This window comes from Methylobacillus draconifructus, assembly GCF_045984385.1.
GTDB classification, from domain to species: Bacteria; Pseudomonadota; Gammaproteobacteria; order Burkholderiales; family Methylophilaceae; genus Methylobacillus; species Methylobacillus flagellatus_A.
Window position 1 is genome coordinate 173,053 of sequence record NZ_JBJQIJ010000004.1, and the last position, 12,765, is coordinate 185,817.

General features: G+C 56.9%; 13 protein-coding genes and 1 tRNA gene. 7 read left to right on the forward strand and 7 right to left on the reverse strand.

Annotation, left to right across the window (positions count from 1 at the left end):
• Positions 1–157 precede the first annotated feature (157 nt).
• The gene (locus ACKF11_RS09865) at positions 158–664 is read left to right on the forward strand and encodes a Crp/Fnr family transcriptional regulator (protein WP_309566507.1); all 507 of its coding nucleotides are present in this window, start codon (positions 158–160) and stop codon (positions 662–664) included.
• A 483-nt stretch (positions 665–1,147) separates the two neighbouring features.
• Here ACKF11_RS09865 and ACKF11_RS09870 read toward each other — a convergent pair whose 3' ends face one another.
• A complete protein-coding gene (locus ACKF11_RS09870) occupies positions 1,148–1,594 on the reverse strand; it encodes a hypothetical protein (protein WP_407996917.1) in 447 nt (148 codons plus the stop codon).
• A gap of 668 nt (positions 1,595–2,262) precedes the next feature.
• On the opposite strand from ACKF11_RS09870, the gene ACKF11_RS09875 reads away from it, so the two are divergent.
• Positions 2,263–2,562, forward strand: coding sequence for a hypothetical protein (locus tag ACKF11_RS09875; RefSeq protein ID WP_407996918.1), 300 nt, complete (start codon positions 2,263–2,265; stop codon positions 2,560–2,562).
• Position 2,563: 1 nt separating this feature from the next.
• On the forward strand, positions 2,564–3,565 hold the full coding sequence (locus ACKF11_RS09880) for a phage integrase (RefSeq protein WP_407996919.1): 1,002 nt from the start codon (positions 2,564–2,566) through the stop codon (positions 3,563–3,565).
• A gap of 100 nt (positions 3,566–3,665) precedes the next feature.
• Here the strand turns inward: ACKF11_RS09880 and ACKF11_RS09885 are convergent.
• Positions 3,666–3,741: transfer RNA gene (locus tag ACKF11_RS09885), tRNA-Lys, on the reverse strand.
• 116 nt (positions 3,742–3,857) lie between these two features.
• On the opposite strand from ACKF11_RS09885, the gene ACKF11_RS09890 reads away from it, so the two are divergent.
• Positions 3,858–5,489 carry an alpha-D-glucose phosphate-specific phosphoglucomutase gene (locus ACKF11_RS09890; protein WP_407996920.1) on the forward strand — a complete coding sequence of 544 codons (1,632 nt, stop codon included), beginning with the start codon at positions 3,858–3,860 and terminating at the stop codon, positions 5,487–5,489.
• Positions 5,490–5,521: 32 nt separating this feature from the next.
• Positions 5,522–5,674 (forward strand): GNAT family protein, encoded by a 153-nt coding sequence (locus ACKF11_RS09895; protein ID WP_407996921.1) that lies wholly within the window; start codon positions 5,522–5,524, stop codon positions 5,672–5,674.
• 47 nt (positions 5,675–5,721) lie between these two features.
• Here ACKF11_RS09895 and ACKF11_RS09900 read toward each other — a convergent pair whose 3' ends face one another.
• The 5 genes from ACKF11_RS09900 to ACKF11_RS09920 form a co-directional block, all read right to left on the reverse strand.
• Entirely contained in the window at positions 5,722–6,198 is a 477-nt protein-coding gene (locus ACKF11_RS09900) for a retropepsin-like aspartic protease family protein (protein ID WP_407996922.1), read from the reverse strand.
• Between the two features lie 2 nt (positions 6,199–6,200).
• Positions 6,201–7,574, reverse strand: a complete 1,374-nt coding sequence (locus ACKF11_RS09905) for a phosphomannomutase/phosphoglucomutase (protein WP_407996923.1) — start codon at positions 7,572–7,574, stop codon at positions 6,201–6,203.
• Positions 7,575–7,615: 41 nt separating this feature from the next.
• Positions 7,616–7,810 carry a Fe-S cluster assembly protein IscX gene (gene iscX, locus ACKF11_RS09910; RefSeq protein WP_407993839.1) on the reverse strand — a complete coding sequence of 65 codons (195 nt, stop codon included), beginning with the start codon at positions 7,808–7,810 and terminating at the stop codon, positions 7,616–7,618.
• A gap of 61 nt (positions 7,811–7,871) precedes the next feature.
• A complete protein-coding gene (locus tag ACKF11_RS09915) occupies positions 7,872–8,939 on the reverse strand; it encodes an NADH:flavin oxidoreductase/NADH oxidase (RefSeq protein WP_407996924.1) in 1,068 nt (355 codons plus the stop codon).
• Between the two features lie 13 nt (positions 8,940–8,952).
• On the reverse strand, positions 8,953–10,476 hold the full coding sequence (locus tag ACKF11_RS09920; RefSeq protein ID WP_407996925.1) for a fumarate hydratase: 1,524 nt from the start codon (positions 10,474–10,476) through the stop codon (positions 8,953–8,955).
• A 349-nt stretch (positions 10,477–10,825) separates the two neighbouring features.
• Here ACKF11_RS09920 and glyA point away from each other — a divergent pair, with 349 nt between their 5' ends.
• Positions 10,826–12,073 carry a serine hydroxymethyltransferase gene (glyA, locus tag ACKF11_RS09925; protein ID WP_407996926.1) on the forward strand — a complete coding sequence of 416 codons (1,248 nt, stop codon included), beginning with the start codon at positions 10,826–10,828 and terminating at the stop codon, positions 12,071–12,073.
• A gap of 197 nt (positions 12,074–12,270) precedes the next feature.
• Positions 12,271–12,717, forward strand: coding sequence for a transcriptional regulator NrdR (nrdR, locus tag ACKF11_RS09930; RefSeq protein ID WP_230341323.1), 447 nt, complete (start codon positions 12,271–12,273; stop codon positions 12,715–12,717).
• Positions 12,718–12,765 lie beyond the last annotated feature (48 nt).

Genomic DNA, 12,765 nt, shown 5'->3' on the forward strand with positions numbered 1-12,765 from the left:
CAATTCAGGTCTAATTTTTGTGTCATATATATACTCTTGCATTATTATGACGCAAATAGCTTGAGTATGAGAATTTTTGAGAGCATTTATCCATTAATTTCCATAAATATTTTATGGGTAATTAATACATTCCTTTAAATCTAAGGGCAAAAATTACATGTATCCTGATTTGGTGCATCTGGGCGGAGCCGATAAATACGTCGAAGAAATCCTAGAAATCGTCAATACAATCAAGCTGTTTGGCGATTTCACCGATGAAGAAGTGCGTTATTTATGCTCTTACATGCAATGCTATGCTGCGCCCAGGGACTGTCAATTGCTGACCGAAGGCGATACGGGCGATTACCTGCTCCTGATCCTCACGGGCGAAGTCAATGTCATCAAGGACATTCCGAATAAAGGCATCCAGACGATTGCCCAGGTGGGCGCCGGCGCGATTATCGGCGAAATGTCCATGATCGACGGCATGCCGCGTTCAGCCAGCTGCGTCGCCAGCTTGCCCACGGACTTTGCGGTGCTGACCAGGGAAGCGCTCTATCAATTGCTGGCCAATATGCCCAAGCTGGGCAACAAGGTGCTGGTAAGATTGCTGCAATTGCTCACGGCGAGGTTCCGCGAGACCTCCGACAGGTTTCTTCCGAAAACGTTGGGCGAGCTGGTCTGACCGGCGAATGTCAATGTAAGGACTAGCCCGCTGGTGTTGAACGGTGCGCCGAAGAATAAAGCCACTGAAATCCCGCTTTGCGGGATTTTTTTATGTCCGGCAAAAATAGTGAGGCTTCACCCACGCATGGCGCCATTATCAAGATTCGCTTGCTAGTCAAATTGGCAGTTTTCGCGATGGCTGCAAGTATCAATCGAGAGTGAGTTGATTCAATTATTGTTTTAAGGATGCTGGATAGCTCGCCAATTTTGGCAGCGTTTACGGAAAGTAACTGGGAAGCGAAAACACAAAAGGGTTAGCGTAATTGCTAACCCTTTGATTTGACTGGTGGGGCATGTAGGGGTCGAACCTACGACAAACGGATTAAGAGAGTCATTTTATAAAACCCTTCATTGCACAAAGCTATACTACGCAAGGGTTTTGAAGCACTACGGATGCCTGACAGCCTCTATAGATTCCAGATTTGTCGACAACTGGTTGCCACTAAATCCTTCCTTTGGCCTTATCCCGTTCCCATGCCCGGCGCAATTTCCTGCTCATTGTGCGAGGGTCAATCTCACCATTGTCCAACAGCTTGATATCCCCCGGCTCTTCTCGTTGTGGACGCACCTGGGATACTTGCACCTTTGGCAGTTCTGGTTTGGCCGGAGCTTGTGATATTGGAGCAGGGGCGGGCGGCTCTATTTCAGCTTTCCCCTTTTCAACTTCTCTAGCCAAAGCGGCTACAGCAGCCTGCGCATATTCACCTTCCATGAAGGAACGATGATATGCAGAGTCCTGGGCTCTCACTCGATGATGCTGCCTGATCAGGTCACGCATGCATCCTCTCAAATAGGCCGACAATGTCTTGTCCAGATACGCACATGCCTCTTCTGCATCCTTCTTTAATTTCGGCTCAATCCTGATCGTCAAATTCACCGTCTTTTCCATATTTTCCCCTGTTGTGCTCAGCACGTACACAGCACTATGCGGTGCACATACATGAATTCAGGTCAAACCCGCGCCAATGCTGGTTTTCCCCCTTACATACCCTCATTTAATCTTTCCCCCCGTATTACAAGTGGGGGCGGTGTGAGCGCATGATGCAATTGAGGGCTTTTTCAGGGCAAGGGGCTAAATTTGAATGGCTTGCGATGGGGCGCAAAGCAATATTTGAATTTCTTATGGTTTGTGCTTTATTGATAATCCAGATAGCAAAAGGCCGTTGCGTATAGCCGCCCCTGGCTGGCACAACGCAACGGCCTTTTGCTTTCCGGGATTTACCTGATCAGGTCTATTCCCGCCGCCCCTTTCCAGTTATCCACAGCGCTTGCGTCGTATGCGCTGCGCTATGGATAACTGGGGCGGCTATGTTGTATGGCATTGCTTGACTTTATCCCTCATTACCATCTATCCTGAAATCCTCTCAAAACTACAAGCGGCCTGTCGCCCCGTCAGATCGCGGCTATTTTTACGTCCATTGCTTTCTTATGGCGGGGTAGAGACTGGGTATACAACACCGTAAGGGAAGCCCAGACGCGGCTTCTTGTAGGCCGAGAGTGCGCCCGCCACCCCGTAAGCAGTATGGGTGGCCTCTCTCTAAACTACAGGAGGTCACTATGACCAGTCAGCAATCCAATCCCCTGAACGGGAAATTCTGGGTGGAAGCCGAATATGGCGGACGCCACATCCAAAACAAAGCAGCCCAAGCCCTGACAGCTATTTATGGCGCCATGGGCGTGGCCCATCTCATCGAGCGCAGCATTGCCGAAATGAACCTGGCCCGGGACACCGAGCATGAGTATTCAGGTTTGCAGCCCGTGCTACTGGAGAACATTCTTTGTGCGCAGCATGTGTTGCTGAACGTGATCAGCAAGCATGTAGAGGAATTATGCGAGCACCACAAGGAAGGACAATGAGATGGCCATCAAAAAAATGGAGGGTGGCTGGCTAGTCGATATTCAGCCAGGTGGACGAGGATCTAAACGCTTCCGTAAAACGCTAGGTACCAAGAGCGAGGCCTTGGCTTATGAGGCTTGGCTGAAATCCAAGGTCTTGACGACGCCAGCATGGCAGCCAGCAAAGCGTGATCTGCGCAGATTGTCCGAGCTGGTTGATATTTGGTACGAACATCATGGGGCCAACTTACGGGCCGGGCAGGACACTTACAACCGCTTGAAGGCGCTTTGTGTTGCCCTGGGCAATCCTTACCTGGATCGTTTCACTACTGGGATGTTTGCACACTATCGCAAGGCACGTGCAGAGGCTGGCATCGCCCCGAATACGATTAACCGTGAGCATGCGTATCTGCGCAGTGTGTTTAACGAAGCCAAGCGGCTGGGACACTGGAATGGCGATAACCCCTTGTCAGCAGTAAGACAGATCAAAGTGCCAGAGCGGGAGTTGTCATACTTGTCCAAGGAGGACATCAAGCGCTTGCTGGCTGCACTCGAACAGTCCAAGAGTCGAGACACATTGCTGATTGCGAAAGTGTGTTTGTCTACAGGGGCACGATGGAGTGAGGCCGAGCAATTGAAGCCAAGTCAGGTGCGGGATGGGATGATCCATTTCAGCAACACGAAGTCAGGGAAGAACCGATCTGTACCGATCCCCGAGTTCCTGATCAAGGAGCTGAAAGCGCAGGACAAGCTCATGAGCGGTTATGGGCGTTTGTTTCAGTATTCCTATAATGCATTCAGGGAGGCGGTGAAACGAGCGCAGCTAGCGCTGCCGGACGGGCAAATGACGCATGTCTTGCGCCATACCTTTGCCAGCCACTTCATGATGAACGGCGGCAACATCCTGGTGTTGCAGCGACTACTAGGACACAGCAGCCTGACGATGACGATGCGATACGCGCACCTTTCCCCCGATCACTTACAGGAGGCTAGGAAGCTAAACCCAATGATGAATCTGGATTAGGTGGCTTTATAGTTCTTTATGCCACTATGATGGGTTGTCAGTAGGTTGACACTCTGAAAACACAAAAGGGTTAGCGATTTTGCTAACCCTTTGATCTGACTGGTGGGGCATGTAGGGGTCGAACCTACGACAAACGGATTAAGAGTCCGCTGCTCTACCAACTGAGCTAATGCCCCAATCGAGAAGCGAGATTATGCTTGGGTTTCGAGCCTATGTCAACTTGAAAGTGAGAAGTTAATCGAGTAAGTTAGCTGCTGCATTCAATCTTAACAACCCCCCGAAAGTATATTGCATGGCAATTCATATCATTACCACTCAACCGTTCAGCGACCAACGGCCGGGAACATCCGGGTTACGCAAGCGAGTCACGGTTTTTCAGCAGCCGCATTATCTTGAAAATTTCGTACAGAGCGTTTTCGACGCGATCGAGGCGCCTGTCGGGGCGTCATTGGTTATTGGAGGGGACGGACGTTTCTATAACGTCGAAGCAATACAGGTTATCCTCAAAATGGCTGCTGCCAACGGAATAGGGCGCGTATTGGTCGGCAGGAACGGGATCTTGTCCACGCCGGCAGCATCCTGCGTGATCCGCAAGCATAAGACGTTCGGCGGCATCATTCTGTCGGCTAGCCATAACCCCGGCGGACCGCAGGGCGATTTTGGCATCAAGTTCAATTCGGCCAATGGCGGGCCAGCATCGGAAAAAGTAACGGAAGCGATTTTTTCGCGCAGCAAGGAGCTGGTCCAGTACAAGATCGTGGATGCGCCGGATGTGGCGCTGGATGTTGTGGGGGAAACCGAGTTGGCGGGAATGAAGGTAGAGGTCATCGATTCCGTCAGCGATTATGTTGACTTGATGGCGACATTGTTCGACTTCGATGCCATCCGCCAGCTGCTGGCCAGCGGCTTCCGTTTGCGTTTTGATGCGATGCACGCGGTGACCGGGCCCTATGCGCGTGCCATTTTGGTCGACCGGCTCGGCGCTCCACCGGATGCTGTGATGAATGCCGAGCCTCTCCCTGATTTTGGCGGCGGCCACCCCGATCCCAATCTTACCTATGCGCATGACCTGGTCGAGATCATGTATGGGGACGACGCGCCGGATTTCGGCGCGGCGTCGGACGGCGACGGGGACCGCAACATGATCCTGGGCAAGCGTTTCTTCGTGACGCCTTCGGATAGCCTGGCATTGCTTGCCGCCAATGCGCGGCTGGCGCCGGGCTATGCGCAAGGGATTGCCGGGGTCGCACGCTCCATGCCGACCAGCGCGGCGGTGGACCGTGTGGCGCAGGAGCTGGATATCCCATGTTTCGAGACACCGACCGGCTGGAAATTCTTCGGCAACCTGATGGATGCGGGCAGGGTGACATTGTGCGGCGAGGAGAGCTTCGGCACCGGATCGGACCATGTGCGCGAAAAAGACGGTCTGTGGGCGGTATTGTTCTGGCTCAATATCCTGGCGATCAAGCGCCAGCCTGTGGAAACCATCGTCAAGCGCCATTGGGCCAGGTTCGGCCGCAATGTCTATTCGCGCCATGATTACGAGGAGCTGCCCAGCGATGCCGCCAACGGCTTGATCGAGCATGTCCGTGCCCAGTTTGCCTCGTTGCCCGGGCAGGTGTTGGGCCGCTATACCGTCAAGACATGCGACGACTTCAGCTATACCGATCCTGTCGACGGCAGCGTGAGCCAGAAGCAGGGGATACGCATCTTGTTCGAGGATGGCTCGCGTATTGTGTTCCGCCTTTCGGGAACAGGCACCGCCGGCGCAACGCTACGCATCTATCTCGAGTCTTTCGAGCCGGATACTACCAAGCATGACGAGGATGCGCAGGATGCCTTGGCGGAATTGATCGCCATTGCCCAGCAAATCTCCGAGCTGAAACAGCGTACCGGACGCGAGCAACCTACTGTCATCACCTGATCCAGTACCTTGCAGTCCCGACCGGCAGGTTGGTGTTGAGGCAATGGCGTGAGGCGGATCTTGCGCCATTTGCTTTACTCAGTACCGATCCTGAGGTCATGGAGTATTTTCCTGGCGTCTTGGATCGGCACAGAAGTGCTTCGACCATCTCGCTGTTGCGGATATTCCGATATTCCGAGATCTAAGACCTCATGTGTTATATCGTCGGGGTCGGCAGGCGCAAGGAAGCTGGCTATTCCTCAACCTGTGTGATCGTCATCTTGCCCTGGAACAGGCGCACGTCCATGCGCGCCAGGAACGACATTCCCAGCAGCACGTCGCCATCCAGCCCGGGGGCGATCACCGCCGCAACATTGTGCGCCTTGACGCCACCCAGCTGTACGGATTGCAGCCGGGTCATGTAGGCGACGGTATCGCCGTTGGCGGTGGAGGTGCGGATTGCCTGGTTGCTTTGCAACTGCAGGCGCTCCGCAGTGCGTTGCGAGATGGCAACGCCGGTGGCGCCGGTGTCCACCAGCACATTGACCATGACGCCGTTGATGAGCGCCTCGGCGCGGTAATGCCCGTCAAGCCCGCGCTGCAGTGTAACGCTGGGCGCATCGCCCAGGATGCCGATGCGGTTCGGGTTGAGGGCGCGATCCGCCAGGAAGTAAAGCCCGCTGGCCAAAGCAAGCCAGACCGCCAGCCAAAGCAGACGCGCGCCGCTCATGCTCAGAACGGCAGCTTGGCGTCAGGCGCGGCAGCGAGAATGACGCTGCGGAACTGGTCCTGGATGCGCTTGAGCGCTGCGGCGTTGTCGGCCTCGAAGCGCAGGACGATCACCGGTGTGGTATTGGAAGGGCGCATAAGGCCGAAACCGTCGCTGTATTCCACGCGCAGGCCGTCGATGGTGATGACTTCTTCGGCGCCTTCGAACTTGGCGCTGGCCTGCAGCTGGCTGATGAGTTGGTGCGGCTCGCCTTCCTTCATATTGATGTGCTGCTCTGGCGTGCTGACGCTGTCCGGCAACGCATTGAGCACGGCGGACGGGTCGTCGAACTGGCTGAGGATTTCCAGCAGGCGTGCGCCGGAATACAAGCCATCGTCGAAGCCGTACCAGCGTTCCTTGAAGAATATGTGGCCGCTCATCTCGCCTGCCAGCGCAGCGCCGGTTTCCTTCATCTTGGCCTTGACCAATGAATGACCGGTTTTCCACATCAGCGGCTCGCCGCCGCGCTGCTTGATCCAGGGGGCGAGGTTGCGGGTGGATTTCACGTCGTAAATGATGGTGGCCTGGGGATTGCGCTTGAGCACGTCTTCGGCAAACAGCAACAGCTGGCGGTCCGGGTAGATGATGCTGCCATCTTTGGTGACCACGCCGAGACGGTCGCCGTCGCCATCGAAGGCGAAGCCGATTTCGGATTGGCCTGTCAGCAGGTTCTCAATCAAGTCCTTGAGATTTTCCGGGACGGACGGGTCGGGATGATGGTTGGGGAAATGACCGTCGACTTCGCAGAACAATTCCTCCACTTCGCAGCCGAGCGCGCGGTAAAGTTTGCCCGCAAACGCACCGGGCACGCCGTTGCCGCAATCTACGGTGAGCTTGAGCGGACGCTTGAGCTTGATGTCGGAGGCGATACGGTCGATGTACGCAGGGGCGATGTCGTGGCTGCTTTCCGTGCCGTTGCCATGCGTGAAGTCGTTGTTGTCGATGCGTGTGCGCAGACGCTGGATGGTCTCGCCCGATAATGTTTCCCCGGCGATGACCATTTTCAGGCCGTTGTATTCGGGCGGGTTGTGGCTGCCGGTGACCATGACGCCGGAGCCGGTATTCAGGTGGTAGGCGGCGAAATACACCATGGGAGTTGCCACCAGCCCGAGGTTGATGACGTCCAGGCCGCTTTTGCGGATGCCGCGCGAAAGCGCTGCGGCAAGCTCGGGACCTGAAAGACGGCCGTCGTAGCCGATGCAGATGGTTTTCTGGCCGCGCAGCGCAGCTTCGCTGCCGATCGCATGGCCGATGGCTTCCACGGTTTCCGGCGTGAGGGTCTTGCCGACGATGCCGCGGATGTCGTAAGCCTTGAAGATTTCTTTTGGTGCTGTCATGGTGCTCCCTTGATTGATGCTGAAATGCTGTGAATTCGGGGTTATTCCGCTTCTTCTATCCATGCCATCTGGATGGCTTCCAGGATGCGCTCGCCGCATTTTTCCGGTTCGTCATCGAAATCATCCAGCGCCAATATCCAATCGTAAAGATCAGTGAAGCGGATGAGCTTGGGGTCGACATCAGGATGTTTATCAAAGAGTTCTTCAGCAATGCGCTGGCTATCAGTCCATTTCATTATGTTTCCCTTTCAATCAGTTGCTTATATTATCCGGCAACTATGAAAATTAAGAGTCGCTTTAAATGTGCTTGGCGCGTACATATTGCTCCGGCCATGTGACATCGGTACGCAACTCCTTTGCTGCATGCAGCGGCCAGTGCGGGTCGCTCAGCAGCTTGCGCGCGAGCATGATCACGTCGGCTTGGCCTGAAACGAGGATATGCTCGGCCTGGATGGCGGAAGTGATCAGCCCGACCGCGCCGCTGGCAATACCTGCCTCATGGCGGATACGTTGCGCGAACTCGGTCTGGTAGCCGGGCCCGGCAGGGATCTTGGCGTCCAGGAGCAGGCCGCCGCTGGAGCAGTCTATCAGGTCGATGCCGATGTCCTTGAGCCATTTGGCAAACTGTATCGATTGCTCGATGTCCCATCCGCCTTCCACCCAGTCGGTCGCGGAAATACGCACGAAGACAGGCTTGTCCTGCGGCCACAATGTGCGCAGATCGCGCGCGATGTCGAGCGCCAGGCGGCAGCGGTTTTCCAGGCTGCCGCCGTATTCGTCCTCGCGTCGGTTCGACAGGGGTGAAAGGAACTCGTGCAATAGATAGCCGTGGGCGCAATGCAATTCCAGCACCTCAAAGCCTGCATCCAGCGCGCGCTGGGCGGCCGCATGGAATTGGCCTGCGACTTGCTGGATTTCCTCGCGGTCGAGGGCGAGGGGCGTGCCATGCTCCGGCGTGACGGGAATGGCGGAGGGCGCCACGGTCTGCCAGCCGCCTTGTTCCAGGCTCAGGAATTTGCCGTCGCGCCAGGGCACGTCGCAGGATGCCTTGCGTCCGGCATGGGCTATCTGGATCGCGGGGACGGCCCCTTGCTGCTTGATGAATTCCACGATCGGCTTGAACGCCTGGGTGTGCGCCTCGGACCACAGCCCCAGGCAGGAAGGGGTGATGCGGCCTTCGGGTGAGACCGCTGTAGCTTCGACAATGACCAGGCCGGCGCCGCCCACGGCCAGGCCGCCCAGGTGAACCAGATGCCAATGGTTGGCAATGCCTGCCTCGGCAGAGTACTGGCACATGGGGGAGACAAAGATACGGTTCTTGATTTCAGTCTCGCGGAAGCGGATCGGGGTAAATAGCTTGGCCATGCGTGAATCCTGTCTATTCGCTGAAAATGGGGATGTCGGCAATCCGGGGGCGCCATTCGGCAGGGCCGGAGTCATGCACCGAGTGCCCCAGGCTGTCCACGGCCACGGTCACTGGCATGTCCTCCACCGTGAATTCATAGACGGCTTCCATGCCCAGGTCGGCGAAGGCGACGACGCGTGACGCCTTGATGGCTTGCGAGATCAGGTAGGCCGCGCCGCCGATGGCGATCAGGTAGACCGATTGATGCCGCTTGATCGCCTGCACGGTGGCTTCGCCGCGTTCGGCCTTGCCTATCATGCCGAGCAGGCCGGTCTTGGTCAGCATGGTTTCCGTGAAGCGGTCCATGCGCGTGGCGGTGGTAGGGCCCGCCGGACCGATGATTTCGTCTCCCACCGGGTCGACCGGGCCGACGTAGTAAATGAAGCGGTTGGTGAAATCCAGGCCTTCCGGCATGGGTTCGCCCCGCGCGATCAGGTCGACGATGCGCTTGTGGGCGGCATCGCGGCCGGTAAGCAACTTGCCCGAGAGCAGTAGTTTCTCTCCCGGCTGCCATTGCGTGATGTCGTCCGGCGTCAGCGTATCCAGGTTGACGCGGCGCATGGGCGTGCTGGCGTCCAGCGCAATCTGCGGCCAGTCTTCGAGCCTGGGGACAGGCAGCCGGGCAGGGCCGCTGCCGTCCAGCGTAAAGTGCACATGGCGCGTGGCGGCGCAATTGGGGATGATGGCGACCGGCAACGAAGTCGCATGCGTCGGGGCTTCGAGTATCTTCACGTCCAGCACGGTGGTGAGCCCGCCCAGGCCTTGGGCGCCGATGCCGAGCCGGTTGACCTTCTCATATATCTCCAGGCGCAGTTCCTCCGCGCGGGTCTGCGGCCCACGCGCCTTCAATGCCTGGATGTCGATGGAGGCGAACAGGGACTGCTTGGCGAGCAGCACGGCTTTTTCTGCGGTGCCGCCGATGCCGATGCCGAGCACGCCGGGCGGACACCAGCCGGCGCCCATGCCGGGAACCGCCTGCAGCACCCATTCCACGATGTCATCGGAAGGTTCCAGCATGGCGAGCTTGGATTTGTTTTCCGAGCCGCCGCCCTTGGCGGCGATATGGATGTCGACCGTGTCGCCGGGCACCATCTCGACATGCACGACGGACGGCGTGTTGTCCCGGGTATTGAGGCGCTTGCCCGCCGGGTCGCGCACGATGGAGGCGCGCAGGCGGTTATCCGGGTCGAGATAGGCGCGGCGCACGCCTTCGTCCACCATCTCCTGCAGGCTCATGCCGGCCTGCCATTGCACGTTCATGCCGACGGAAACAAAGGCCACGACGATGCCGGTATCCTGGCAAAGCGGGCGTTGCCCTTGCGCGCAGAGATAGGAGTTGATGAGGATTTGGCCGATGGCATCGCGCGCGGCCGGGGAAGGCTCGCGTTGCCATGCATCGTGCATGGCCGCGAGGAAGTCCGGCGAATGGTAGCAGGCAATGTATTGCAATGCCTGGTGGATGCTGTCGATGAAATCTTCTTGGCGGATGACGGCCATGATGCGGAATTAGAGATGGAATATTAAGGAGGGATTATACCTGACCGGGGAGAAAAGGCCGCCAGCAACATCAGACGAAGAGGTTGCCGGCGGAGAGAGAGTGTGATGAGATGGGGATGCATCTCAAGATGATCGTAGCAATCGATGTGTCAATTGGTAATATCTATATATTTCAATGATATATGAATTTCAACGCGGAGCGGCCCGGCTGTATTGGCGCAGGTGGTGGCTGCAATTGGCTGCAGGCAGGCAATGAATCATTTTCATTGGCTGTGAATCTGTTTCAAAGCTGTTGTGCAGCGAACATGTTAAAATCCCGCCTATCATTTTCATCCCCGAGATATAGAACATGTTTAGCACGGCCAAAAACCTAAGCGTTGTTGATCCCGATCTGTGGAAATATGTGGAAGCCGAGCGCCACCGCCAGGACGAACACATCGAACTGATCGCCTCCGAGAACTACACCAGCCCTGCCGTCATGCAGGCGCAGGGTTCGCAACTGACCAACAAATATGCAGAGGGTTATCCGAGCAAGCGTTTCTATGGCGGCTGTGAATTCGTTGACGGCGTCGAGCAATTGGCGATCGACCGCCTGAAGAAGCTGTTCGGTGCCGAATACGCCAACGTTCAGCCGCATTCCGGCTCCCAGGCCAACCAGGCCGTGTATTTTTCCATCCTCAAGCCCGGCGACACTGTCATGGGCATGAACCTGGGCCACGGCGGCCACTTGACGCACGGCTCCCCGGCCAACCTGTCCGGCAAGCTGTTCAATATCGTGCCTTACGGCCTCAATGACAAGGAAGAGATCGACTACGACGAAATGGAGCGCATTGCACTGGACTGCAAGCCCAAGCTGCTGATCGGCGGCGCTTCCGCTTATGCGCTGCGTTTTGACTGGGCGCGCATGGCTGAAATTGCCAAAAAGGTTGGCGCCTATTTCATGGTCGATATGGCGCACTATGCCGGCTTGATCGCGGCTGGCGTTTATCCCAACCCCGTGCCGCATGCCGACTTTGTCACCTCCACAACGCACAAGACCTTGCGCGGCCCGCGTGGCGGTCTAATCATGGCCAAGGCCGAGTTCGAGAAGTCGCTCAATTCCAGCGTGTTCCCAAGCCTGCAGGGCGGTCCGCTCATGCACGTGATCGCAGGCAAGGCGGTCGCCTTCCTCGAAGCGGCGCAGCCAGAATTCAAGGCTTACCAGGAGCAGGTGTTGAAGAACGCCGACACCATGGCCAAGACCCTGGCTTCGCGCGGCTTGCGTATCATCTCCGGTGGCACGCAGTCGCACGTGTTCCTGGTCGACCTGCGTCCCAAGGGGCTGACCGGCAAGGCGGCCGATGCCTACCTCGGCCAGGCGCATATCACCGTGAACAAGAACGCAATCCCGAACGACCCGGAAAGCCCATTCGTCACTTCCGGCATACGCATCGGTTCGCCAGCGATCACCACGCGCGGCTTCAAGGAAGCGGAAGCCGCCGAAGTGGCCAACCTGATTGCCGATATCTTGGATAACCCGACTGACGAGTCGGTGATCGCGGCGACCAAGGCCAAGGTGCATGCCTTGACTTCGCGCTTCCCGGTATACGGCGTTTAGTGCGACTAACAAAACTCTCCTGGCGTTGTTGCTCTGCCTTGCCGTACTAAGATACTGCCCGCAGCAGAGCGCCTAGCCAGGACCGCTACGCTGCGCTCTGTTAGCCGCACTTGTACATAAATTATCTATACAGAGCGTGCCTTGTAGCCGGTGGGGGGCTTCTTTAAATTGCAGGAATTGCAGGGCAAAATTACTCAATGAAATGTCCGTTTTGCGGTGCCGACGATACGCAGGTGATTGATTCCCGTGTCAACGAGGAAGGGGACTCCATTCGCCGCCGCCGCCGCTGCAATGCCTGCGACAAGCGTTTCACCACCTACGAAACGGCGGAGCTGCACCTGCCGCAGGTGGTGAAGCAGAACGGCAACCGCGAGGAATTCAACCGGGATAAATTGCGCCTGTCCTTCACGCGCGCGTTGCACAAGCGCCCGGTGCCGACCGAATATGTGGACAGGGCGCTCGAGCATATCGTGCAGAAAATCCTCGCCAAGGGGGAGCGCGAGATCATTGCGCGCGACCTTGGCGAAATCGTCATGCAGGAATTGAAAGCCATTGACAAGGTGGCTTATATCCGCTTCGCTTCGGTTTACCGCAGCTTCCAGGATGTGGATGATTTCAGCGACGTCATCCGCGACCTGGATTGATTGCAGGACTGGCGACGAGCCAGCAGCCTGATTGAAAAGCACCGCTTC